This is a genomic window from Stutzerimonas stutzeri, from assembly GCF_002909485.1.
Taxonomy (GTDB): Bacteria; Pseudomonadota; Gammaproteobacteria; order Pseudomonadales; family Pseudomonadaceae; genus Stutzerimonas; species Stutzerimonas stutzeri_AH.
Map to the genome: position 1 here is coordinate 41,942 of NZ_PPXG01000002.1, position 19,584 is coordinate 61,525.

Consider the following 19,584-nt stretch of genomic DNA (forward strand, 5'->3'; position numbering starts at 1 on the left):
GAATGCGAATGCGCCTGATGCTGTTGGGCGGCGGCAATGCCCTGGGCCAGGCGCTCATCCGCCTCGGTGCCGAGGAAGACATTGGCTTCCTCGCACCGCGCCCACCCGCTCAGGGTTGGGATGCAGCCAGCCTTACCCAGCTACTCGACGACAACCGTCCGGATGTCGTGATCAACCTTGCCTACTATTACGACTGGTTTCAGAGCGGTCAGGTCAACGAGGCCGCGCTCACGGCTCAGGAGCATGCGGTAGACCGCCTGGCCGAGCTTTGCCAGCATCACGATTTCGTGTTGTTGCAGCCGTCGAGCTACCGGGTATTCGACGGTGCTCGGACCACGGCCTATAGCGAGAAGGATGACGTGGCACCGCTGGACGCACGGGGCAGGGCGCTCTGGCGCATTGAGCAGAGTGTGCGCTCGCTATGCCCTCGTCACGTGCTGCTGCGCTTTGGCTGGCTGCTCGATGACAGTCGAGACGGCGTCTTGGGGCGCGTGTTGCAGCGGCTGGAACAGAGCGAGCCGATCCTTTTGGCGGACGATCGGCGCGGCAATCCGACGCCGGTAGATGATGCTGCGCGAGTCATTCTGGCAGTGCTCAAGCAGCTGGACTGCCTGGCGCCTCTGTGGGGTACCTATCATTACGGCGGTCACGAGGCCTCCACGCCACTGCTGGTGGCTCAGGCATTGCTCGGTGAAGCGAGCAAGTATCGCAATGTGGCTGCAGCCAACCTCACGGCTGTTGCCCATGCCGACTGCCTGGACGCGGCTGCGGAGCCGCAGCACGGCGTGCTCGCTTGCAAGAAGATATTCACCACTTTCGGAATAAAGCCGCGCGCTTGGCGCACGGGTCTGCCGAGCCTGCTGGAGCGCTATTACCGTCATGGCTGATGCCCTAATTCTGATCACTGGAGGCGCCGGTTTCATCGGCTCCAATCTGGTCGATGCGCTTCTCGCACGCGGTTACGCCGTTCGTGTGCTGGACAATCTTTCTACCGGCAAGCGCGAAAACCTACCGCAGGACGATCGTGTCGAACTGATCGTCGGTGATGTGGCAGATGCTGTTTGCGTCCGGCGTGCGGTGCAGGGGTGCCAGGCGGTGGTGCATCTAGCCGCGGTTGCGTCAGTTCAAGCTTCAGTAGATGACCCTTTCGGCACTCATCAGAGCAATTTGATCGGGACGCTGAATCTGTGCGAGGCAATGCGTGAAGCAGGTGTGAAGCGGGTGCTGTTCGCTTCCAGCGCAGCTGTCTACGGCAACAATGGGGAAGGCCAGGCCATCGATGAAGATACGCCCAAGGCGCCGCTGACGCCTTACGCTGCGGACAAGTTAGCCAGTGAGCATTATCTTGACTTCTATCGCCGCCAGCATGGTCTGGAGCCGGTGGTGTTCCGCTTCTTCAATATCTTTGGGCCACGGCAGGATCCCTCTTCGCCTTACTCCGGTGTGATCAGCATCTTCACCGAGCGGGCGCAGAAGAGTTTGCCGATTGCTGTATTCGGTGATGGCGAGCAGACGCGCGATTTTCTCTACGTGGCTGATCTGGTCGAAGTGCTGGTGCAGGCGCTGGAGTCGCCTGAGGCGCCGGAGGGCGCGGTGAATGTCGGGCTGAACCAGGCTACATCGCTAAATCAGCTGCTTGAGGCTATCGGTGATGTGCTGGGTGGACTCCCAGAAGTGAACTATCAGGCGCCTCGTTCGGGGGATATTCGTCATTCGCGAGCGAACAATGCGCGCCTGCTACAGCGCTATCGCCTGCCAGAGCCGCCGACCAGCATGCGTGATGGGTTGATCAAGCTGTTGGGCTTGTAGCAAGCCAGAGTCGAAAAAAACAAAAGGCGCCGAGGGCGCCTTTTGTCTGTCTGCGATTAGGCGATAGCCGTTTCGTCAGAACTTGTAGCCGAGGCCGACCATGTAGACAAAGGGGTCTACGTCTACGTCGACTTTTACTTTGGTAGAGCCGGCGTAAGTGGTCCCGGTGGTGTCGATATCGATATAGCGCACCTGAGCGTTGAGCATGAGGTTGTCGGTGAGCATGTAGTCCATGCCTACCTGTGCTGCCAGGCCCCAGGAGTCCTTCATGTCCAGCCCGCGGAAGCCAGCTGCTTCGGCTTCGCTAGTTAGCTTGTCGTCAAAGAACCAGGTGTAGTTAACGCCTGCTCCAAGGTAGGGTTGGAAAGCAGAGGTTTTCTCAAGGGGGTAGTAAATTACGCTAAGCGTCGGCGGCAGGTGCTTGAGTTCTCCGAGCTTTAGCCCGCCCAGCCCTTTGGTACCGACATCGTGGCTGAACGGGGTTGCTGCCAGCAGTTCGATGCCTACCTTATCGGTGACCATGTATGCGAAGTTCAAGCCCAGCTGCGTATCGCTGTTCAATGTGGCTCCGGTGCCGGGTACGCCAGCACCTCCGATTTTGACGTTGCCGCTATCTTCACGCGGATCAACCGTGATCGCACCGGCGCGAACGATGATGTCCCCGGCCTCGAAAGCCTGGGCGAAGGGGGCGGCCAGCGCCAGGGCCAGCGCGGAAACGGTGAACAGGGTCTTGCGCATGATGATGCTCCGTTTGGTGTAATGCGATTGGTGGCCATGGTAGGGGCTGAGCGCAGGGGCTTTTTGATCCAGCTCAATGAAAAACGTCACCCCGACTGCGACGTAACGCCCAGCTTGCTTTGCGTCAACTCACAGATGATAATGTTTCTCTTTTGAGTTAACGCCCGTCTCCAAGGATCCTTCAATGCCTTCCTTCATCCCCCGCCTGCTGGCGGTTGCCGTGCTGCCGTGCTGCCTGCAGCTTTACGCCGGATCGCTGTCCGCTGCGCCGCTGGATGCTGCGCTGGGAGAAAGCGAGCGCCTTTCCGCAGAAGCAACAGCTTCGCAAGCACGGATCGATCAACTCGACGACGCCACCCGCGAAATGCTCAACGAGTACCGTAGTGCCTTGCAGCAGACCGAGGCGCTGAAGGCCTACAACAAACAGTTGCAGGAACTCACCGCGGCGCAGAGCAAGGAACTGGTGGGCTTCCAGCGCCAACTGGATAGCATCGAGCGTACTCAGGAAGCAGTAACGCCACAGATGAGTCGTATGGTTGAGGTGCTGGGCGAGTTCATCGTCGCCGATCTGCCCTTCCTGCCCGATGAACGCGCTGATCGCCTAGCTGGCTTGCAGGATCTGCTCCCGCGTGCTGATGTCAGTCTGGCGGAAAAGTACCGGCGCATCTTGGAGGCTTACCAGATCGAAAGTGATTACGGCCGCACGCTCGAAGCCTGGCGCGGCGAGCTGCCGGGCGACGCCGATTCTCGCAGCGTCGAGTTCCTTCGTCTGGGCCGAGTGATGCTCTATTACCAGACCCTCGACGCTCATGAGAGTGGCTGGTGGAATCCGCGGACGCGTGCGTGGGAAGTGCTCGACGGCAGCGCCCGGCGCCCATTGACGCAGGCCATTGCCATCGCCCGTCAGCAACAGGCTCCGGCCTATCTGCAATTGCCCGTGAAGACCCTGGCCGAGGAGGCCGCGCAATGAGCCGTTTGTTTTCCCTCTTCTTCGTCGCGCTGTTGCCTTTCGCGGCTCACTCGGCAGATCCGCTCAGCCCCGACCAGCTGCTTGAGCGCATTCGCAGCGATCGCGCGGCGGAAGTCAGTGCCATGCAGGCCCGGGAGCAAGCCTTCGTTCGCGATCGCGGCGAACAGCAGCAACTCCTTTCCCGCGCGCGCGCGGCACTGGCCGAGCAAAAAGCCGAGGCAGAGCGCCTGAAAGCCGATTTCGACCGTCAGGAAGGCGAGCTCGCCGAGCAGGAGAAACTCTTGGCGCAGCGCGTTGGTCATCTTGGCGAGCTCTTTGGTGTGGTGCGCCAGAGCGCTGGAGACATGGCCGGCCAATGGCAGGACAGCTTACTCAATGCCCAGTACCCCGAGCGTTTGAAGCAGCTGCGCAGCCTCGCTGAAAGTAGAACGCTGCCTTCGGCTGAGGATCTCGATTCGTTCTGGATGACACTGCTCGAAGATCTGGCCGCTAGTGGTCGTGTAGAACGCGTGCAGCTGCCTGTAGTGGGCACTGATGGAGCGCGCAGCGAACAGCCGGTGCTGCGTGTTGGTAGCTTTTCAGCGTTCACCAGTGACGCCTTCTTGCGTTACGACGCCGACGCTGGTGAATTGCTGGTGCCGGCGCGCCAGCCTTCCGGCAGAGGCTTGATAGGAGACTATCTGAAAAGCACCGATACCCTGGCCACCCTGCCAGTGGATCCAAGCCGGGGCACCTTGCTGGCACAGCTGCAGCGCCAGCCTACTCTGTGGGAGCGTGTCAAGCAGGGCGGTCTGGTCGGTGGGGTGATCCTGGTGCTCGGTGCCATCGGTCTGTTGCTGGCGATCTGGCGTATGGTTTATCTCGGCGGCATCGGTCGTAAGGTCGGTAGCCAGATGCGTGAGCTCAATCATCCACGCGACGACAATCCGCTCGGACGCATCATTGGCGTGCTGGGGCCCAAGCCTCAGTTGTCGGATCTTGAGACTCTGGAACTCAAGCTGGACGAAGCGATTCTGCAGGAAACACCGCCACTGGAGCGCGGCCAGCCGCTGCTCAAATTGCTCGCCGCCGTAGCGCCACTGCTCGGCCTGCTGGGCACTGTTACCGGCATGATCATTACCTTCCAGGCGATCACCCAGAGTGGTGGTGGTGACTCTCGACTGATGGCTGACGGTATCTCCCAGGCGCTGGTGACGACCGTACTAGGCCTGGTAGTGGCGATCCCACTGCTGTTCCTGCACAGCCTGCTTGCCAGCCGCAGCAAGGGCCTTATTCAGCTGCTGGAACAGCAGAGCGCAGGGCTGATCGCGCTGCACCTGTCGGGGGCGCCACGCCGTGACTGATTTGCGCGCCCACTGGCTGGGTCTGGTCGATAGCGGTCATGCGCTGCTCGACTTCATGGCTGCGGGCGGCGTGGTGATGTGGGCGCTGGCCGGCCTGTGCGTGCTGTATTGGACGCTGGTTTTCGAGCGCCTGTGGTTCATGCGGCGGGTCTTCCCGCACTGGGTTGAATCGCGTCGGCAGGCTTGGGCCCAGATGGCCGATGAGCCTGGTAGCTGGCAGCGTGCGGTGCGCTCGGCCTGGTTAGCACAAGCGCAGCAGCAGTTGTCAGGACCACTACGACTGAGCAAGACCTTGGTGGCGATGTATCCGCTGCTCGGCCTGCTTGGCACCGTCAGCGGCATGATTGCGGTATTCGACGTGCTGGCGCTCAGCGGCTCCGGCAACCCACGCGGCATGGCCGCGGGCGTCTGGCAGGCGACTCTGCCGACCATGGCCGGCATGGTGCTGGCCATAACAGGATTGTTCAGTCTGGCGCGCCTTGAGCGAATCGCGCGCCAGTCTCTCGACCGGCTGGCTGACCAGCTGCGTCACGACTGAGGATTAGCGGGATGCGTATGCGTCGTCATCATTACCAGCAGGAAGAAGATACCGGCATCGACCTTACACCGATGCTCGACGTGGTCTTCATCATGCTGATCTTTTTCATCGTCACCAGCTCCTTCATCAAAGAGTCCGGTGTCGAGGTCCATCGTCCGCAGGCGGACACCGCCAGTGCGCAGGACAAGGGCAACATCCTTATTGCTGTCACTGCTGACGGTCAGGTCTGGATCGACAAGCAGGCTGTGGACGTGCGCAGCGTGCGCGCCCATGTCGAGCGGCTGCGAGTGGATCAACCGGAAGGCGCGGTGGTCGTGCAGGCTGATCAGGATGCCCGCACCGGCCTGGTGGTTCAGGTCATGGATCAGGCGCGACAGGCCGGGGTGCAGGACGTTGCGCTGGCTGCCAGCACGGGGTCGCGCTGATGCAACCGCGGTTGGTCCGTTTCAGTCTGGCATTCGTCGCCGCGTGCGTGGTGGCGCTACTGCTGTTCGCGCTAATGCTGAGCATGGTCAATCCGCCGCGCAGCAAGATTCAGGAAGATCCGCTGGCGATTGCCAATTTCGTTCGCATGGATGGGCGCAACGAGGACAGCGCCACGCGTTCTCGACAGCAGGCACCGCAGCCGCCACAGCAGAAGACACCGCAACCGCCAACGCCGCCGACGCCGAACATGGCAACGCCGGATGCCAACTTGCCGAAGCTCGATCTGGACCTGCCGAACATCAACGCCGGCATATCGGTAGCGACCGCCCCGGCGCCAAGTTTGTCTGGGCTTACGGCAGCGCAGAGCGCTCCCGCTGCCGCGCCGGCCCCGGCAAGCGCCGCAGTCGAAGCGGCGGGCAACCCGGGTGGTCCGGAGCAGGAAGTGATGCCGCTCAATGATGTACGCCCCGAGTATCCCTACCGTGCGCGTCAGCAGGGCATAGAGGGGCATATCAAATTGGCTTTCACCATCAACCCCCAGGGGCGGGTGGAGAATATACGCGTGCTGGAGGCCTCGCCGCGCAATGTGTTTGATCGTGAGGCCCGACGTGCTGCGGCCCGCTGGCGTTTTGCGCCACGCACTGAGGGTGGTGCGGCGGTATCCCGTGAAGCCGTAAAAACCCTGCACTTCCGCCTGCAAGGAGAACGCTGAGATGCTTCGTTTGCTGCTTGTGCTATCGCTTTTTCTCACCGCCTCGGCTCATGCCGCGCAGGCAATCGATCCGGCGGTATTCATGGCGCTCGAACGAGCGCAGGCCGCGCAGAGCAAAGGCAACTATGCCGCTGCGCGCAAGGCGCTGGAGGGTGTCAGTGCGAAAGCCGGGAGCGGCGAAGAGGCATTGCTCTGGCGTAGCCGTGGTTACCTGGCCTGGGCCGAGGGGGATAACCGCAAGGCGTTGGAGTGGCTGGACAAGGCGGTCGCCAGCGGCAAACTGGATGAGGAGCTGCTAGCGGGCGAACGGCTCAATCTGGCACGACTGAATCTCGTCGAAGGTCGCTACGCCAAGGTGGTCAGCCTGCTGGGGGCGGCCAACCAGAGTAATGAGGAAGTGCTGCAGATGCTGGTCCAGGCATATCAGGGCCTCGGCCAGCATGCCAAAGCGCTGCCGCTGGCTGAGCGCTATGTGCAGGCCAATCCGAAAGCAGGCGATACCTGGCTGCAATTTCTGGTTGCTGGTAACGCTGAGCTGAAGCGTTATCAAACTGCAGAAAGCTGGCAGAAGAAGCTGCTGCTGCGCCATCCCGATCAGGTCAAGGCCTGGCGTCAACTGGCCGGATTGCAGCAGCTGGCTGGTGCTGAAGACCGGGCGCTGGCAACACTGCGTGCGGCGCACGCCAAAGGCTTGCGTTTCAACGAAGCGGAGCTGGACAACCTTGTTGCCTTGGCCAGTGCGGCGGGCCAACCCTGGCAGGGTGCCAAGCTCCTCGAGGGCATGCTTGCGTCGCGCTTGCTGCAAAGCAATGCCAGCCGTCAGGAGCGCATGGGTATGCTCTGGTGGCAGGCCCGCGAGCGCACCGAAGCGGCAAAGATCTATCGGCAGCTGGCAACTCAGACGGGCAGCCCCAAGTTCTGGATGAACGTGGCGCAACTGGAGCTGGAACAGGCCCGTTGGCAGGCCGGGCTCGAGGCGCTGAAGCAGGCCGAGCGCGCTGGCGCGGAGCGCCGTCGGGTGCGTGAATGGCGCGAATGGGCCGAAGGCGAACTGAGTTTCGAGCGCGAGAAGCAGATCGCCAGCGCCCACTGAGGCTTGGCTAAGGCTGGGTTAGGCGCTCATGCGGTTGTCATGACGAAAGCCTGGCAGCGACAGCCCGGTTCGCAGCGCATTGCTGAGGCTGCTCGCTTTCGGTTCTGGCGGGTTTACGGCTGATCCGTCACTGCAGCTCGTAGGGATAGATCTTCTGAGCCTGCATGCGGTAACCCGCTTCAGCCAGTTCGCTGCTGGCGTGTTCGACGCTCAGCGGACCCTCTATCCAGAATGGCTCGTATAGTGCGTCCATTCGCACGCCAAGCTCACTGGTTGCATGCACGATCTGATTGGACGGCGGCGGCGGCACGTGAATGCAGGCGCCGAAGTAGGGCACCAGCAGGAATTCGATGACACGGCCTTCGTCAGTCATATCCAGCGGCACGATGTAGCCCGGCAATTTGACCATCTGTCCATCCAGCGCCTCCACGACAGGCGCTGCCGGCGATTGCTGCGCGGCGGCCGGGCCGGCCTCGGCAGCGAGCGCATCGGCCAGCTGAGACATGTCATGGATGGCCAGTGGCGGCGGCGGTGGCGGCGCTCCTTCAGGGATCAGCTCGGCCCACTGCAGCTCGCGGACGTTGTCGGCATACACCGGGAGCGTGCAGGCCAGAAGCAGAGCAATCAACAGGCGCGACATCGGGTTCCTCACAGTCGAATCGACAGGCCATCGGCGAGCGATTGGCGATAAGCCCGCCAGGCGGGCACGCTGCCCATCAGCAGTGCGGCCAGCAGGATACCCCCGAGCAGGCTCCACTCATAGGTGCTTGGCCAGGCAAGCGGCAGATACAGCCCGTAAAGGCTCTGCAGCGGGGACTGGGCCACGGCAATACCGAGATAAAGCAATGCCAGACCCAGCAGGGTGCCCGCCAATGCCAGCCCAAATGCCTCGATGATCAGCAGCGCAGCGATGTGCCAGGGACGGGCACCCACCGAGCGCAGGATCGCCATTTCCCGGCGGCGCTCATTTAGGCTGGTCAGGATCGCCGTCAGCATACCTATCAGACCGGTAACCACGACGAAAAGCGAAACCACGAACAGCGCCTTCTCCGCCGTGCCCATCAGACTCCACAGCTCCTGCAGGGCGACACCGGGCAGAATCGCCAGCAGCGGCTCGCCGCGGTACTGGTTGATCTCCCGTTGCAGGGTGAACGTCGCGATCTTGCTGTTGAGTCCGAGCAGAAACGCGGTGATCTGCTGCGGCTGAAGGTCGAGCTCGCGCGCCTGATCGGCATCAATGCGTGCTGCGCCGCGGGCCGGCATGCCGTTCTGCCAATCGACATGCAAGGCCTCCATGCCTGCGAGGCTGATGTGCAGGGTGCGGTCGACTGGTGTGCCGGTGCGCTGCAGCACGCCAACCACACGGAAGGGCTTGTCATCGTGCTGAACCAGGCTGACACGGGCTACGCCGTGGGCGAGGACGATGCTGTCATCCAGTTGGTAGCCCAGCGAACTTGCCACTTCCGCGCCGAGCACCACTTCGAACGGGTCGCTCTCGAAGGCGCGGCCTTCGGCCAACTGCAGCGGCTGTTTGCGGCCGTAACGGTAGTGCTCGAAATAGCCGGTGCTGGTGCCCATCACGCGATAACCGCGATGGGAGTCGCCTAGAGAAATCGGAATCGCCCAGTCGACCCGCGGGTGCTCGGCAAAGCGTTGGTAGCTGTCCCAGCGAATGTTGTTGGTTGCATTGCCGATGCGGAACACTGAGTACAGCAGCAGGTTTACAGAGCCGGAACGGGCGCCGACCACCAGATCGGTGCCACTGATGGTGCTGGCGAAGCTCGCGCGGGTTTCATTGCGCACCCGTTCGACGGCGAGCAGCAGACATACCGACAGAGCGATAGCGAATACTGTCAGCAGAGCGGTGAAGCGGCGATTGTTCAGGCTCGCCAGGGCCAGGCGCAGGAGATACATCGACTAAAGCTCCGGATTGCTGGCGGCATGGTTGAGCTCGGCCAGCGATAGGCTGCGGTCGAACATCGGCGCCAGGCTTTGGTCGTGGCTGACGAACAGCAGGCTCGCCCCGGCCGCCCGGCACTCGGAGAAAAGCAGTTGCAGGAAGGCTTCCCGACTGTCCGCATCGAGCGCCGAGGTCGGTTCATCGGCGATGACCAGTTCCGGTTGGCCGATCAATGCGCGGGCGGCGGCAACACGCTGTTGCTGGCCAATCGAGAGCGCATCGGCGCGGCGCTCGAACAGCTCCGGCGCCAAGCCCAGGTGCTCCAGCAGGCTGGCTGCCGCTGCGTCCGTGCTGCCATGGCGCTTGCGCGCACGCTCGGCGCGCAGGCGCGAAAAGTGGCATGGCATGCCAACATTCTCACGCACCGAAAGAAAGGGCAGCAGATTGAACTGCTGAAAGATGTAGCCGGTGTGGTCGACGCGGAAGCGGTCACGGGCGCCTGCTGAGAGGCGGCCGAGGTCTTGGCCGAGCAGGCGGATGCTGCCGCGCCCGGCCTTCTGTACGCCGCCAATCAGCCCTAGCAGCGTGGTCTTGCCGCTGCCCGATGGGCCTTTGAGAAACAGGCTTTCGCCGCGCTCAAGGCGAAACGTGGGGATGTCCAGCAGCTCGGCCTGGCGTGGCCAGGCGAAGCCAAGACTGTCGATTTCGAGTAAAGGGGCAGTCATCGAGGTCCAGAGTGTCTCAGAATGGCAGCTGCGCGCGCGCTGGGGTCAGCTCTACGCCCTGCTGGCCGTTGGGGCCGATCAGTTGTACCTGAATCTTTTCCGTGCCGGGGAAGCTTTCGAACAGGCCTTTCAGGTCCAGCGCGCCCAACGCCTCGGGGTTGCTGCAGTCAAATTGATAGCGTGCTTCGATATCGCTGTGCCCACCATCTTCGTGATCGTGATCGTGATCGTGATCGTGATCGTGCTTATCGCTGTTCTTGGGTTCATGGTCGTGGTCGTCCCCGCGCTTGTAGCCTGCGTGGGCTGAACCGAGCAGCTCGCCTTCGAAGTGCTGTTCGCTCACGGCGCATCCCGCTGCGGACGGCAGGCCGAACAGTGCCTGCGGTTGTTCCAGTTTTGAGCGGGCATTGGCGATTTTCGCCTCATCCGCTGCGCTGGCCGGGGCGTGTTCGAAACCGAGCAGATTCATCGCCGGGCTGATCAGCTCCAGTTCCAGCCGCTTGCCGTCCAGCGCGGCGTTCAGGCGGGCCGCGCCGTGCTCGTGTGCGGCCAGGCTGGCCGCGTCCTCATGCTCGTGGTGATGGTGGTCTTCGTGTGCGTGGCTGTAGCTCAGGGGTAGCAGAAGCACAGGTACGGCAAGCAATAGGTGGCGCATGGTCAGCTCCATTGAAAAGTGGTCGTTACGTTATAACAACTTTGCTGCGCGGCTGGCCAGTCCGTTGCTGTCATGTGAGCATGGGCGCATATATCAGGAGGGGCAGCATGATTCGAATCCGCGGACGCATAGGGCAGTGGCCGGTCGATCTGGAGATCGAGCTGGACGCGCAGGACTGGTCGAACCTGACGCGCAGTATTGGGGATGTAGAGGTGGCGGCGAGCAGCCCCCCGATGGCTGCCACACCGCCAGCCGACGCGCTGTGGCACAGCGCCCGGGAGCGCCTGCGCAGCGCCGGCAAGTTGGATGGCCCTGAGCTGCTCGCCGAACTGGAAGCGCTCACGGGCAGTGCGCAGCTGGCCAAACGGTTGTTGGTACGCCTGCGTCACTGTGAAGAAGTAAGGGTCGAGCACGGTGCCGACTCGGCCTGCTATCACTGGATCGGCGAGCCGTCCTGAGAGGCTCGCCTGGCCGCTGCGAACGATCAGTAGATCGCCTGATACAGCTTGCGACGGTACAACGTCACCAGCGGGTGGTCGTTGCCCAGCAGGTCGAAGACCTGTAGCAGCGTCTTGTGCGGCTGCCCGTCAGCGTAGCCGCGGTTGCGCACGAACAGCTTGAGCAGCCCGTCGAGTGCCGCCTCGTATTGCTGGCGAGCAAGCTGCTGGACAGCCAGCTGATACGCCGCTTCGTCGTCCTCGCCGTTCTGTGCCAAGCGACTCTTCAGCGTGGCGACTTCCGGCAAGTCGTTGGCCTGGCGCAGAAAGGTCAGTTGAGCGCGTGCACCGGCCAGCGCCTGCTTGTGCTCGTCGCCTTTCACTGCATTGAGTACCGTTTCCGCCTCGCCCAGTTCACCGCGTTCGGCCAGGCAGCGACCGTACAGAATCAGGCCGGCGCCGTTTTCATTGTCTTCGCTGAGCAGTTGCTGCAACTGCGCTTCGGCATCGGCGAAACGGCCCTCGGCGAAGAGCGCCTGGGCGCTTTCCAGAAGGCTGCCTTGTGGCGCCTCCGGAGCCTGGACATGCGGCTCGAGCATGGCGCGAATGGCTGACTCCGGCTGTGCACCGGCAAAGCCGTCGACCGGCTGGCCGTCCTTGAATAGCACTACCGTCGGCAGGCTGCGGATGCCAAAGCGGGCGACTACGTCCTGTTCGACATCGCAGTTGACCTTGGCCAGCAGCAGCTCGCCTTGATACTCCTCGGCAATCTTCGCCAGCAGTGGCATCAGTGCCTTGCACGGCGCGCACCATTCGGCCCAGAAGTCGACCAGTACCGGCTTGTGAAACGAGTTCTCGAGCACCAGCTGCTCGAAGCTGGTGGTGGTGACATCGAAGATGTAGGGCGTCTGGCTCATCGGGATTCTCGTGGGCAACGAATGTCAGGAAAGGCGTGCATGGTATGTGGGGACGCTCGACTTCGGAAGCAAGGGCGCGCATGCGGCGGGTATTGGACTATGGTTTCGCCGCCCGACGCGGGGTGCTTGCCTGTCTCGTCGAAGCAATACCCTTTTCCTGGACCGGTGCGGCGTTTGCAGTCGCGCGTCAAAGGAGCTGTACATGACCTTCCTCTCCGGCTTTCGGGAGCGCTATCTCGTGCGCTTCTGATCGCCCTTGCCCGCGCTCGTCGCGCTGGGTGTCGCGTCCGCTTACTACTTCGCGATCACCGGCACCTTCTGGGCCGTTACCGGCGAGTTCGCTCGCTGGGGTGGTCACGTCATCTTCTGGTTCGGCTACACGCCCGAGGAATGGGGCTACTTCAAACTGATCGGCCTGTCCGGTACTCCGCTGGATCGCATCGATGGCGTGATGATCATCAGTATGTTGCTTGGCGCACTGTGCGCGGCGTTATGGGCAAACAACGTCAGCCTGCGCTGGCCGACCAGCAAGCGGTGTCTGCTGCAGGGGCTGATCGGAGGCATCGTCGCTAGCTTCGGTGCGTGGCTGGCAATGGGTTGCAACCTGGCGGGTTTCTTCACCGGCATTCCGATGTTCTCGCTGCAGTCCAGGGCGGTCATGCTGGCTACCGTGGGTGGTGCCTGGATCGGCGTGAAGATCTGCCTGTTGCCTGGCCATTGCAGCCTTTGGGTTGCTATGGCGCAGCCAGCGGCCAGCTTCCCAGTTCGTCGTAGTGCACACCATCCTCGGTATTGCGTGAGCGGTAGAGCACGAAGCGATCGACGTGCCAGCTGAAATCCGGAGCGGGCTTCTGCGGCCGGCTCCGGGCCTGGCGGCTCAACGTCAGGTGCGGCAGGAAGGGGCGGCAGTCGAGAATTACGCCAAGCGCCGCCAACCGCTCGCTCAGCGCTGCGACAAGCTGCAGTAGTTCGGGAGGCGTGGTGCCGGGCTGCAGGCAGATGAAGCCTTTTCCGATCGTGGTTAAGCGGTCGAGGGTGAGGCTGAATGAATCGGTCCGCACCGTCGTCGCCATCTGCAACAGGGCGTCGAGATGATCCTTCGGCTGTGAGCCGAGAAATGCCAGAGTCAGGTGCAGGTTCTCGCGCGAAACGGGTTGACCGCCGAGGGCTTGGTTGTCACGCCACGTACAGATGGCGGCCGCCTGCTCGGGCGGGCAGGGCAGCGCGAAGAACAGCCGCAGGTTTTCCTCGCTCATGGTGGTCTCCGTGCGACTAGCGCGTCGCGTGATAGAGGCTGACCCGGCGAAACTCAGCCGGCTCGGCTAGATCCGGCCAGGTGCAGGCATCCAGCACATCAAGACGTTGGTACAGCGGATGAGCGAAATCGCGCACCCGCGAGTCGGCCACCAGCGCTTCGCGCCCGCGGCTGAGGAAGTGATCCAACAGCGGCAGGTTGGCGCGGTCGTAGAGCACATCGGCCACGACGATCAGATCGTAGCGATCCGCCTCGCCGAAGAAGTCTTGGGAATAGCGTAGCTCGACGTCATTGAGCGCGGCGTTGGCCTGGCAGGCGGCGAGCGCCAGCGGGTCGAGATCGCAGGCCACCACTTCGGCCGCGCCTGCCTTGGCGGCGGCGATGGCCGCGACACCTGAGCCGGCACCGAAATCCAGCACGCGCTTGCCGCGCACCCACTCCGGCCGTTCGGCAAACCAGCGGGCCAGCACCAGGCCGCTGGCCCAGCAAAAGCTCCAGTACGGAGGGTCTTCGAGAATCCGGCGGGTTTCTTCCGGGCTGAAAGCGCGGTCCATATTGGCGGCGTCTATCAGCCATAACTTTAAATCGGTTCCCGGCAGCGGTTCGGATGCCAGGCGCGCGTCGCCCAGTAGTTCGTTCAGCGCCGCCTGTAATGTTGCAGGTGCCGTCACGGCGCCGGGACCAGCTGCAGTGGGCCGAGTGCCTGGCTGGCGGGGCTGGCAATCGTGCGCGATGGTAGTTTCATGATCAGCTGGCCAGCCTGGGTAACACGGCCGCGCAGCTCCACGCGCTGGCCGGTGGGGAAGGCGTCGGGGTTGAATTGCAGGATGAATGGCAGCTCGCTGCCACGGCCCTTTAGCTGGACGTTGCTGAGCAGGCGATCCGGCTGATCGCGGCGATCGACTTCCAGCAGCGCCAACTCCACGTCGCTGCCAGTCGGCGCGCCGATGAGGCTGCCGCTCAGCTCATTGAGCAGCTTGGAGTGCGGTGCGCTGCTCAACTCGACAGGTGCCGATGGCGGTTCACTGGGCTGACTGCTGCAGCCCCCAAGCAGGGCCAGCAGGGCGGGCAGAACGAGTAGACGTGGCAGCACGGAAAGGCTCCTGAAAGACGGGGTGCGGGCTTGTATAGCAGCAAAGCCGTCGCCTTGTCTTGCCGGTCGGATGCGCTACCATGGCCGTCCCGACGTACGACCGATTTCAGCCCCATGCATTGTCCCTTCTGTGCTGCCAACGATACCAAGGTCATCGATTCCCGCCTGGTTGCCGAAGGCGATCAGGTGCGCCGTCGCCGCGAGTGTCTGGCCTGTGGCGAGCGCTTCACGACCTTCGAAACCGCCGAGCTGGTGATGCCGCGCCTGATCAAGTCCGACGGCAGTCGACAGCCGTTCGACGAGCAGAAGCTGCGCGCCGGCATGCAGCGTGCGCTGGAGAAGCGACCGGTTAGCGTCGAGCGCCTTGAAGCGGCCATTGCCCACATCAAGCATCAGTTGCGTGCCACCGGTGAGCGCGAGATCAAGTCACGCGTGCTCGGCGAGTTGGTGATGGCCGAGCTGCAGAAGCTCGACGAGGTCGCCTATATCCGCTTCGCCTCGGTGTATCGACGTTTCCAGGACCTCAACGAGTTCCGCGAGGAAATCGAGCGGCTATCCCGCGAGCCGTCGAAGCCCGAATGAACACCGATCACGCCTGGATGGCCCACGCGCTGCAGCTGGCGCGCAAGGGGCTGTATTCGACTCATCCGAACCCGCGGGTTGGTTGCGCCATCGTCGCTGGCGACGAACTGGTCGGTGAAGGCTGGCACGTACGGGCCGGTGAGCCGCATGCCGAAGTCCACGCGTTGCGCCAAGCCGGTGAGCGTGCGCGCGGCGCTACCGCCTACGTAACCCTCGAACCCTGCAGCCACTACGGACGTACGCCGCCCTGTGCCGAAGCGCTGGTCAAGGCTGGTGTCGGCCGGGTGGTGGCGGCGATGCAAGATCCCAATCCGCAGGTCGCCGGGCGTGGTCTGCAGCTGCTGCGCAGCGCGGGTATCGAAGTCGCCAGCGGTGTGTTGGAAGCCGAGGCACGCGAACTCAATTGCGGCTTTATCAAGCGCATGGAAAGTGGCCTGCCATTCGTTCGCGCCAAGTTGGCGATGAGCCTGGATGGGCGCACCGCGATGGCCAGCGGCGAAAGCCAGTGGATCACTGGCCCGGCGGCTCGGGCCGAGGTGCAGCGCTTGCGTGCCCGTTCCAGCGTGGTGCTGACCGGCGCCGACACCGTGCTGATGGATGCCGCGCGGCTGACCGTACGCAGCGCCGAACTGGGGCTGGATGCGGAAACCACCGCGCTGGCGCTACAGCGCCCGCCGCTGCGTGTGCTGGTCGATGGCCGCTTGCGTGTTCCGCTGGATGCGCCGTTCTTTCAGGCTGGTCCAGCGCTGGTCGCGACCACTGTCGTTGGCCATGAGGGTGCGTTCGCTGGTGCGGGGCATGAGCTGCTGGTGCTGGGCCGGGAACGGGTCGACCTGACCGCGCTGCTGCGTGAGCTGGCTGCCCGTGGTGCCAACGAGGTGCTGGTCGAGGCCGGACCTCGGCTGGTCGGTGCGTTCGCCAGTCTCGGCCTGATCGACGAATACCAAGTGTTCATGGCGGCCAAGTTTCTCGGCTCCACGGCGCGCCCGCTGCTGGAGCTGCCTCTGGAACGCATGAGCGAGGCGCGCGAGCTGAAGATTGTCGACATTCGCTCGGTGGGTGACGACTGGAAGATCGTGGCGCGCCCGGCCAGCTGATCGGCAAGGCATGCCGGCTGCGTCGGCCGATAGCCTTCGTCTTGCACCCTCATAGCTGCTATCTGGCGATATCGGGCTGCCCCGCGCCGCTATTTGTGTTAAAAACGCTGCCGGGCCGCAAGCGGCCCAACGTTCTCAGGGCGGGGTGCGATTCCCCACCGGCGGTAATGGCGCAGTTACAAGGATGAAAGCGTAGCGAGCGCTGAGCAGGCAAGGCGTGATTCGACGAGAAGGCGGAGTTTACCCTGGTAAATGAGTACTTCGAGGAGGACCACAACGCAGCATGCTCTGTGCGCAGTAGCTTTCAATCGCGTCTAGCCCGCGAGCGCTTGCTTCGGCAAGGTCAGCAGACCCGGTGTGATTCCGGGGCCGACGGTATAGTCCGGATGAGAGAGAGCGGGATATCCCGATGGACGCCGTCCGTGCGCCCGTCATGCATCCCTATCGATCCGTAGCGCCCTGTTTTTCAAAAACAGGAGTTCGTCGTATGCAACGTTTTACCCGCCTTCCACGGGAGGCCACATGTTCACCGGAATAATCGAAGCCATCGGCACCATTCGTGCGCTCACGCCGAAGGGCGGCGACGTCCGCGTGCTGGTCGACACCGGCAAGCTGGATCTGGGCGACGTCAAGCTGGGCGATAGCATCGCGGTCAACGGCGTCTGCCTGACGGCGGTCGAGCTGCCGGGCAACGGCTTCTGGGCCGACGTCAGTCGCGAAACCCTCGCACGCACCGCCTTCATCGACCTCAAGGCCGGCAGCCGGGTCAACCTGGAAAAGGCCCTGACCCCTACCAGCCGCCTCGGCGGCCATCTGGTCAGCGGTCATGTCGACGGTGTCGGCGAGGTCGTCTCCCGGGAAGATAATGCACGTGCGGTGCAGTTCCGCATCCGTGCCCCGCGCGAGCTGGCCAAGTACATCGCGCTGAAAGGCTCAATCACCGTCGACGGCACTAGTCTCACGGTCAACGCGGTCAATGGCGCCGAATTCGAGCTGACCATCGTGCCGCACACCCTCGGCGAAACCATCATGGCCGACTACCGCCCCGGGCGGCAGGTGAACCTGGAAGTCGACCTGCTGGCGCGTTACCTGGAGCGCCTGATGATGGGCGACAAGGCCGCCGAACCCAAGGCCTCGGGGCTCACCGAAGGTTTTCTCGCCGAGCACGGCTACCTGAAGAATTGAGGAGACGCCCGATGGCGCTCAATACCGCTGAAGAACTGATCGAAGACATCCGCGCCGGCAAGATGGTCATCCTCATGGATGACGAGGACCGCGAGAACGAGGGCGACATCATCGTCGCTTCCGAATGCGTGACCGCCGAGCACATCAACTTCATGGCGCGCTTCGCCCGCGGCCTGATCTGCATGCCGATGACTCGCGAACGCTGCGAGCTGCTCAAACTACCGCTCATGGCTCCGCGCAACGGCTCGGGCTTTGGCACCAAGTTCACCGTCTCCATCGAGGCGGCTGAAGGCGTGACCACCGGCATCTCTGCCGCCGACCGCGCACGGACCGTGCAGGCCGCGGTGGCGCGTGGTGCGAAAGCCGAAGACATCGTCAGCCCTGGCCATATCTTCCCGTTGATGGCCCAGCCGGGTGGCGTACTGGCGCGTGCCGGCCACACCGAGGCAGCCTGCGACCTGGCGCGCATGGCCGGTTTCGAGGCCAGCGGCGTGATCTGCGAAATCATGAACGACGACGGCACCATGGCCCGTCGCCCGGAGCTGGAGCTTTTCGCCGAGCAGCACGGGCTGAAGATCGGCACCATAGCCGACCTGATCCACTACCGCATGATCCACGAGCGCACGGTCGAGCGGGTTTCCGAACAGCCGCTGGAAACCGAGCTGGGCCAGTTCAAGCTGGTCACCTATCGCGACGGCGTCGAGGACACCGTGCACATGGCGCTGACCCGCGGCGAAATCTCCCCGGAGGAACCCACGCTGGTGCGCGTGCACAACATGGAGCCGTTGCGTGATCTGCTGCTGGTCACCGTGCCGGGTCGCTGGAGCCTGCGTGCGGCGATGAGCGAAGTCGCCAAGGCGGGCAGTGGCGTGGTGCTGCTGCTCGGCAACCCGCTGACCGGCCCGCAGCTGCTGGCGCAGCTGACCCGTCAGCAACCGCCGACTCCGGCCACCTACAGCACCGTCGGCGCCGGTTCGCAGATCCTGCGTGACCTGGGCGTGCGCAAGATGCGCCTGATGAGCGCGCCGATGAAGTTCAACGCGATATCCGGCTTTGATCTGGAAGTTGTAGAATACCTCCCGGCCGAATAAATCAGAGGCGCCGCGCAGTCCGCGGCGCCTTCGTTCTTTAAAGAGATGAGAAAGCACCCATGCCCCTGAAGACCATCGAAGGAACCTTCATCGCCCCGCAGGGCAAGTACGCCCTGGTCGTAGGCCGCTTCAACAGCTTCGTCGTCGAAAGCCTGGTCAGCGGCGCGGTCGACGCGCTGGTTCGCCACGGCGTCAGCGAGAACGACATCACCATCATCCGCGCACCGGGTGCCTTCGAGATTCCCCTGGTCGCGCAAAAGGTCGCCCAGCAGGGTGAATACGACGCCATCGTCGCCCTCGGCGCGGTCATTCGTGGCGGCACGCCGCACTTCGAATACGTCGCCGGTGAATGCACCAAGGGCCTGGCCCAGGTTTCCATGGAGTTCGGTGTACCGGTCGCCTTTGGCGTGCTGACCGTCGATTCCATCGAACAGGCCATCGAGCGCTCCGGCACCAAGGCCGGCAACAAGGGCGCCGAAGCCGCACTCTCCGCACTGGAAATGGTGAGCCTGCTGTCGCAGCTGGAGGCGAAGTGAGCCTGAATCACGACGACAGCCAGGACGCTCCACAGCCCAAGGCAAAGGGCAAGATCGCCACGCGCCGGGTTGCCCGCAGCCTGGCGATGCAGGCGCTGTATCAGTGGCACATGGCTGGCCAGAGTCTGAACGAGATCGAGGCGCAGTTTCGCGTCGACAACGATTTCTCCGGCGTGGATGGCAGCTACTTCCATGAGCTGCTGACCGGTGTCGCGCGCAGCAAGAGCGAAGTCGACGGCGCCATCGCGCCGAATCTCGACCGTCCGCTGGACGAGCTCGATCCGGTTGAACTGGCAATTCTGCGGCTGTCCACCTACGAGCTGATGCAGCGCATCGACGTGCCTTACCGCGTGGTCATCAACGAAGGCATCGAGCTGGCCAAGGTCTATGGCGCCACCGACGGACACAAGTTCGTCAACGGCGTGCTGGACAAGCTGGCCCCCACGCTGCGCAGCGCCGAAGTGCGCAACCACAAGCGCTGA

Annotated in this window: 24 protein-coding genes and 1 pseudogene; 16 read left to right on the forward strand and 9 right to left on the reverse strand. The window is 63.3% G+C overall.

Features of this window, described 5'->3' with window-relative positions; genetic code table 11:
• Window positions 1-2: 2 nt before the first annotated feature.
• Complete coding sequence (locus CXK91_RS03750; protein ID WP_103455032.1) at window positions 3-887, forward strand: sugar nucleotide-binding protein; 885 nt, start codon at window positions 3-5, stop codon at window positions 885-887.
• The gene (locus tag CXK91_RS03755) at window positions 880-1,809 is read left to right on the forward strand and encodes an NAD-dependent epimerase/dehydratase family protein (protein ID WP_103455033.1); all 930 of its coding nucleotides are present in this window, start codon (window positions 880-882) and stop codon (window positions 1,807-1,809) included. Before CXK91_RS03750 ends, CXK91_RS03755 begins: the two co-directional genes overlap by 8 nt.
• Before the next feature lie 75 nt (window positions 1,810-1,884).
• Here CXK91_RS03755 and CXK91_RS03760 read toward each other — a convergent pair whose 3' ends face one another.
• Window positions 1,885-2,547, reverse strand: coding sequence for an OmpW family outer membrane protein (locus CXK91_RS03760; protein WP_103455034.1), 663 nt, complete (start codon window positions 2,545-2,547; stop codon window positions 1,885-1,887).
• Window positions 2,548-2,731: 184 nt separating this feature from the next.
• Here CXK91_RS03760 and CXK91_RS03765 point away from each other — a divergent pair, with 184 nt between their 5' ends.
• From CXK91_RS03765 to CXK91_RS03790, 6 genes are read left to right on the forward strand one after another with little or no spacing between them, the layout of a single operon-like run.
• Entirely contained in the window at window positions 2,732-3,517 is a 786-nt protein-coding gene (locus CXK91_RS03765) for a DUF3450 domain-containing protein (RefSeq protein ID WP_103455035.1), read from the forward strand.
• Entirely contained in the window at window positions 3,514-4,860 is a 1,347-nt protein-coding gene (locus CXK91_RS03770; RefSeq protein WP_103455036.1) for a MotA/TolQ/ExbB proton channel family protein, read from the forward strand. Before CXK91_RS03765 ends, CXK91_RS03770 begins: the two co-directional genes overlap by 4 nt.
• On the forward strand, window positions 4,853-5,398 hold the full coding sequence (locus CXK91_RS03775) for a MotA/TolQ/ExbB proton channel family protein (protein WP_003281788.1): 546 nt from the start codon (window positions 4,853-4,855) through the stop codon (window positions 5,396-5,398). The genes CXK91_RS03770 and CXK91_RS03775 overlap by 8 nt, the downstream gene beginning before the upstream one ends.
• Before the next feature lie 11 nt (window positions 5,399-5,409).
• Window positions 5,410-5,823 (forward strand): ExbD/TolR family protein, encoded by a 414-nt coding sequence (locus CXK91_RS03780; protein WP_036991176.1) that lies wholly within the window; start codon window positions 5,410-5,412, stop codon window positions 5,821-5,823.
• Window positions 5,823-6,536, forward strand: a complete 714-nt coding sequence (locus tag CXK91_RS03785) for an energy transducer TonB (RefSeq protein ID WP_103455037.1) — start codon at window positions 5,823-5,825, stop codon at window positions 6,534-6,536. Before CXK91_RS03780 ends, CXK91_RS03785 begins: the two co-directional genes overlap by 1 nt.
• Before the next feature lies 1 nt (window position 6,537).
• Window positions 6,538-7,629, forward strand: coding sequence for a tetratricopeptide repeat protein (locus tag CXK91_RS03790; RefSeq protein WP_103455038.1), 1,092 nt, complete (start codon window positions 6,538-6,540; stop codon window positions 7,627-7,629).
• A 127-nt stretch (window positions 7,630-7,756) separates the two neighbouring features.
• Here CXK91_RS03790 and CXK91_RS03795 read toward each other — a convergent pair whose 3' ends face one another.
• Genes CXK91_RS03795 through CXK91_RS03810 form a run of 4 tightly spaced genes read right to left on the reverse strand, consistent with a single transcriptional unit; the run spans window position 7,757 to window position 10,921 of the window.
• Window positions 7,757-8,269, reverse strand: a complete 513-nt coding sequence (locus tag CXK91_RS03795; RefSeq protein WP_103455039.1) for a DUF3299 domain-containing protein — start codon at window positions 8,267-8,269, stop codon at window positions 7,757-7,759.
• A gap of 8 nt (window positions 8,270-8,277) precedes the next feature.
• Window positions 8,278-9,543 (reverse strand): ABC transporter permease, encoded by a 1,266-nt coding sequence (locus CXK91_RS03800; RefSeq protein ID WP_103455040.1) that lies wholly within the window; start codon window positions 9,541-9,543, stop codon window positions 8,278-8,280.
• Between the two features lie 3 nt (window positions 9,544-9,546).
• The gene (locus CXK91_RS03805) at window positions 9,547-10,254 is read right to left on the reverse strand and encodes an ABC transporter ATP-binding protein (protein WP_103455041.1); all 708 of its coding nucleotides are present in this window, start codon (window positions 10,252-10,254) and stop codon (window positions 9,547-9,549) included.
• A 16-nt stretch (window positions 10,255-10,270) separates the two neighbouring features.
• Window positions 10,271-10,921 (reverse strand): DUF2796 domain-containing protein, encoded by a 651-nt coding sequence (locus tag CXK91_RS03810; RefSeq protein ID WP_103455042.1) that lies wholly within the window; start codon window positions 10,919-10,921, stop codon window positions 10,271-10,273.
• Window positions 10,922-11,016: 95 nt separating this feature from the next.
• Here CXK91_RS03810 and CXK91_RS03815 point away from each other — a divergent pair, with 95 nt between their 5' ends.
• Entirely contained in the window at window positions 11,017-11,367 is a 351-nt protein-coding gene (locus tag CXK91_RS03815) for a hypothetical protein (RefSeq protein ID WP_103455043.1), read from the forward strand.
• Window positions 11,368-11,393: 26 nt separating this feature from the next.
• Here CXK91_RS03815 and trxA read toward each other — a convergent pair whose 3' ends face one another.
• Window positions 11,394-12,263, reverse strand: coding sequence for a thioredoxin (gene trxA, locus CXK91_RS03820; protein WP_103455044.1), 870 nt, complete (start codon window positions 12,261-12,263; stop codon window positions 11,394-11,396).
• 256 nt (window positions 12,264-12,519) lie between these two features.
• Here trxA and CXK91_RS03825 point away from each other — a divergent pair.
• Window positions 12,520-12,975: pseudogene (locus CXK91_RS03825) on the forward strand (YeeE/YedE thiosulfate transporter family protein); the annotation flags it as partial.
• Window positions 12,976-12,997: 22 nt separating this feature from the next.
• On the opposite strand, the gene thpR reads toward CXK91_RS03825, so the two are convergent.
• From thpR to CXK91_RS03840, 3 genes are read right to left on the reverse strand one after another with little or no spacing between them, the layout of a single operon-like run.
• Window positions 12,998-13,519 carry an RNA 2',3'-cyclic phosphodiesterase gene (thpR, locus tag CXK91_RS03830; RefSeq protein WP_103455045.1) on the reverse strand — a complete coding sequence of 174 codons (522 nt, stop codon included), beginning with the start codon at window positions 13,517-13,519 and terminating at the stop codon, window positions 12,998-13,000.
• Window positions 13,520-13,535: 16 nt separating this feature from the next.
• The gene (locus tag CXK91_RS03835; protein WP_103455046.1) at window positions 13,536-14,189 is read right to left on the reverse strand and encodes a class I SAM-dependent methyltransferase; all 654 of its coding nucleotides are present in this window, start codon (window positions 14,187-14,189) and stop codon (window positions 13,536-13,538) included.
• Window positions 14,186-14,611 carry a YbaY family lipoprotein gene (locus CXK91_RS03840; RefSeq protein WP_103455047.1) on the reverse strand — a complete coding sequence of 142 codons (426 nt, stop codon included), beginning with the start codon at window positions 14,609-14,611 and terminating at the stop codon, window positions 14,186-14,188. Before CXK91_RS03840 ends, CXK91_RS03835 begins: the two co-directional genes overlap by 4 nt.
• A 114-nt stretch (window positions 14,612-14,725) precedes the next feature.
• On the opposite strand from CXK91_RS03840, the gene nrdR reads away from it, so the two are divergent.
• From nrdR to nusB, 6 genes are all read left to right on the forward strand, one after another.
• Window positions 14,726-15,193, forward strand: a complete 468-nt coding sequence (gene nrdR, locus CXK91_RS03845; protein ID WP_103455048.1) for a transcriptional regulator NrdR — start codon at window positions 14,726-14,728, stop codon at window positions 15,191-15,193.
• Complete coding sequence (gene ribD / locus CXK91_RS03850; protein WP_103455049.1) at window positions 15,190-16,290, forward strand: bifunctional diaminohydroxyphosphoribosylaminopyrimidine deaminase/5-amino-6-(5-phosphoribosylamino)uracil reductase RibD; 1,101 nt, start codon at window positions 15,190-15,192, stop codon at window positions 16,288-16,290. Before nrdR ends, ribD begins: the two co-directional genes overlap by 4 nt.
• A gap of 522 nt (window positions 16,291-16,812) precedes the next feature.
• Window positions 16,813-17,475: a riboflavin synthase gene (locus CXK91_RS03855; protein WP_103455050.1), complete on the forward strand. Its 663-nt coding sequence runs from the start codon at window positions 16,813-16,815 to the stop codon at window positions 17,473-17,475.
• A gap of 11 nt (window positions 17,476-17,486) precedes the next feature.
• On the forward strand, window positions 17,487-18,566 hold the full coding sequence (gene ribBA, locus CXK91_RS03860; protein WP_103455051.1) for a bifunctional 3,4-dihydroxy-2-butanone-4-phosphate synthase/GTP cyclohydrolase II: 1,080 nt from the start codon (window positions 17,487-17,489) through the stop codon (window positions 18,564-18,566).
• A gap of 59 nt (window positions 18,567-18,625) precedes the next feature.
• Window positions 18,626-19,102: a 6,7-dimethyl-8-ribityllumazine synthase gene (gene ribE / locus CXK91_RS03865; protein WP_003289143.1), complete on the forward strand. Its 477-nt coding sequence runs from the start codon at window positions 18,626-18,628 to the stop codon at window positions 19,100-19,102.
• The gene (gene nusB, locus CXK91_RS03870; RefSeq protein WP_003281759.1) at window positions 19,099-19,584 is read left to right on the forward strand and encodes a transcription antitermination factor NusB; all 486 of its coding nucleotides are present in this window, start codon (window positions 19,099-19,101) and stop codon (window positions 19,582-19,584) included. The genes ribE and nusB overlap by 4 nt, the downstream gene beginning before the upstream one ends.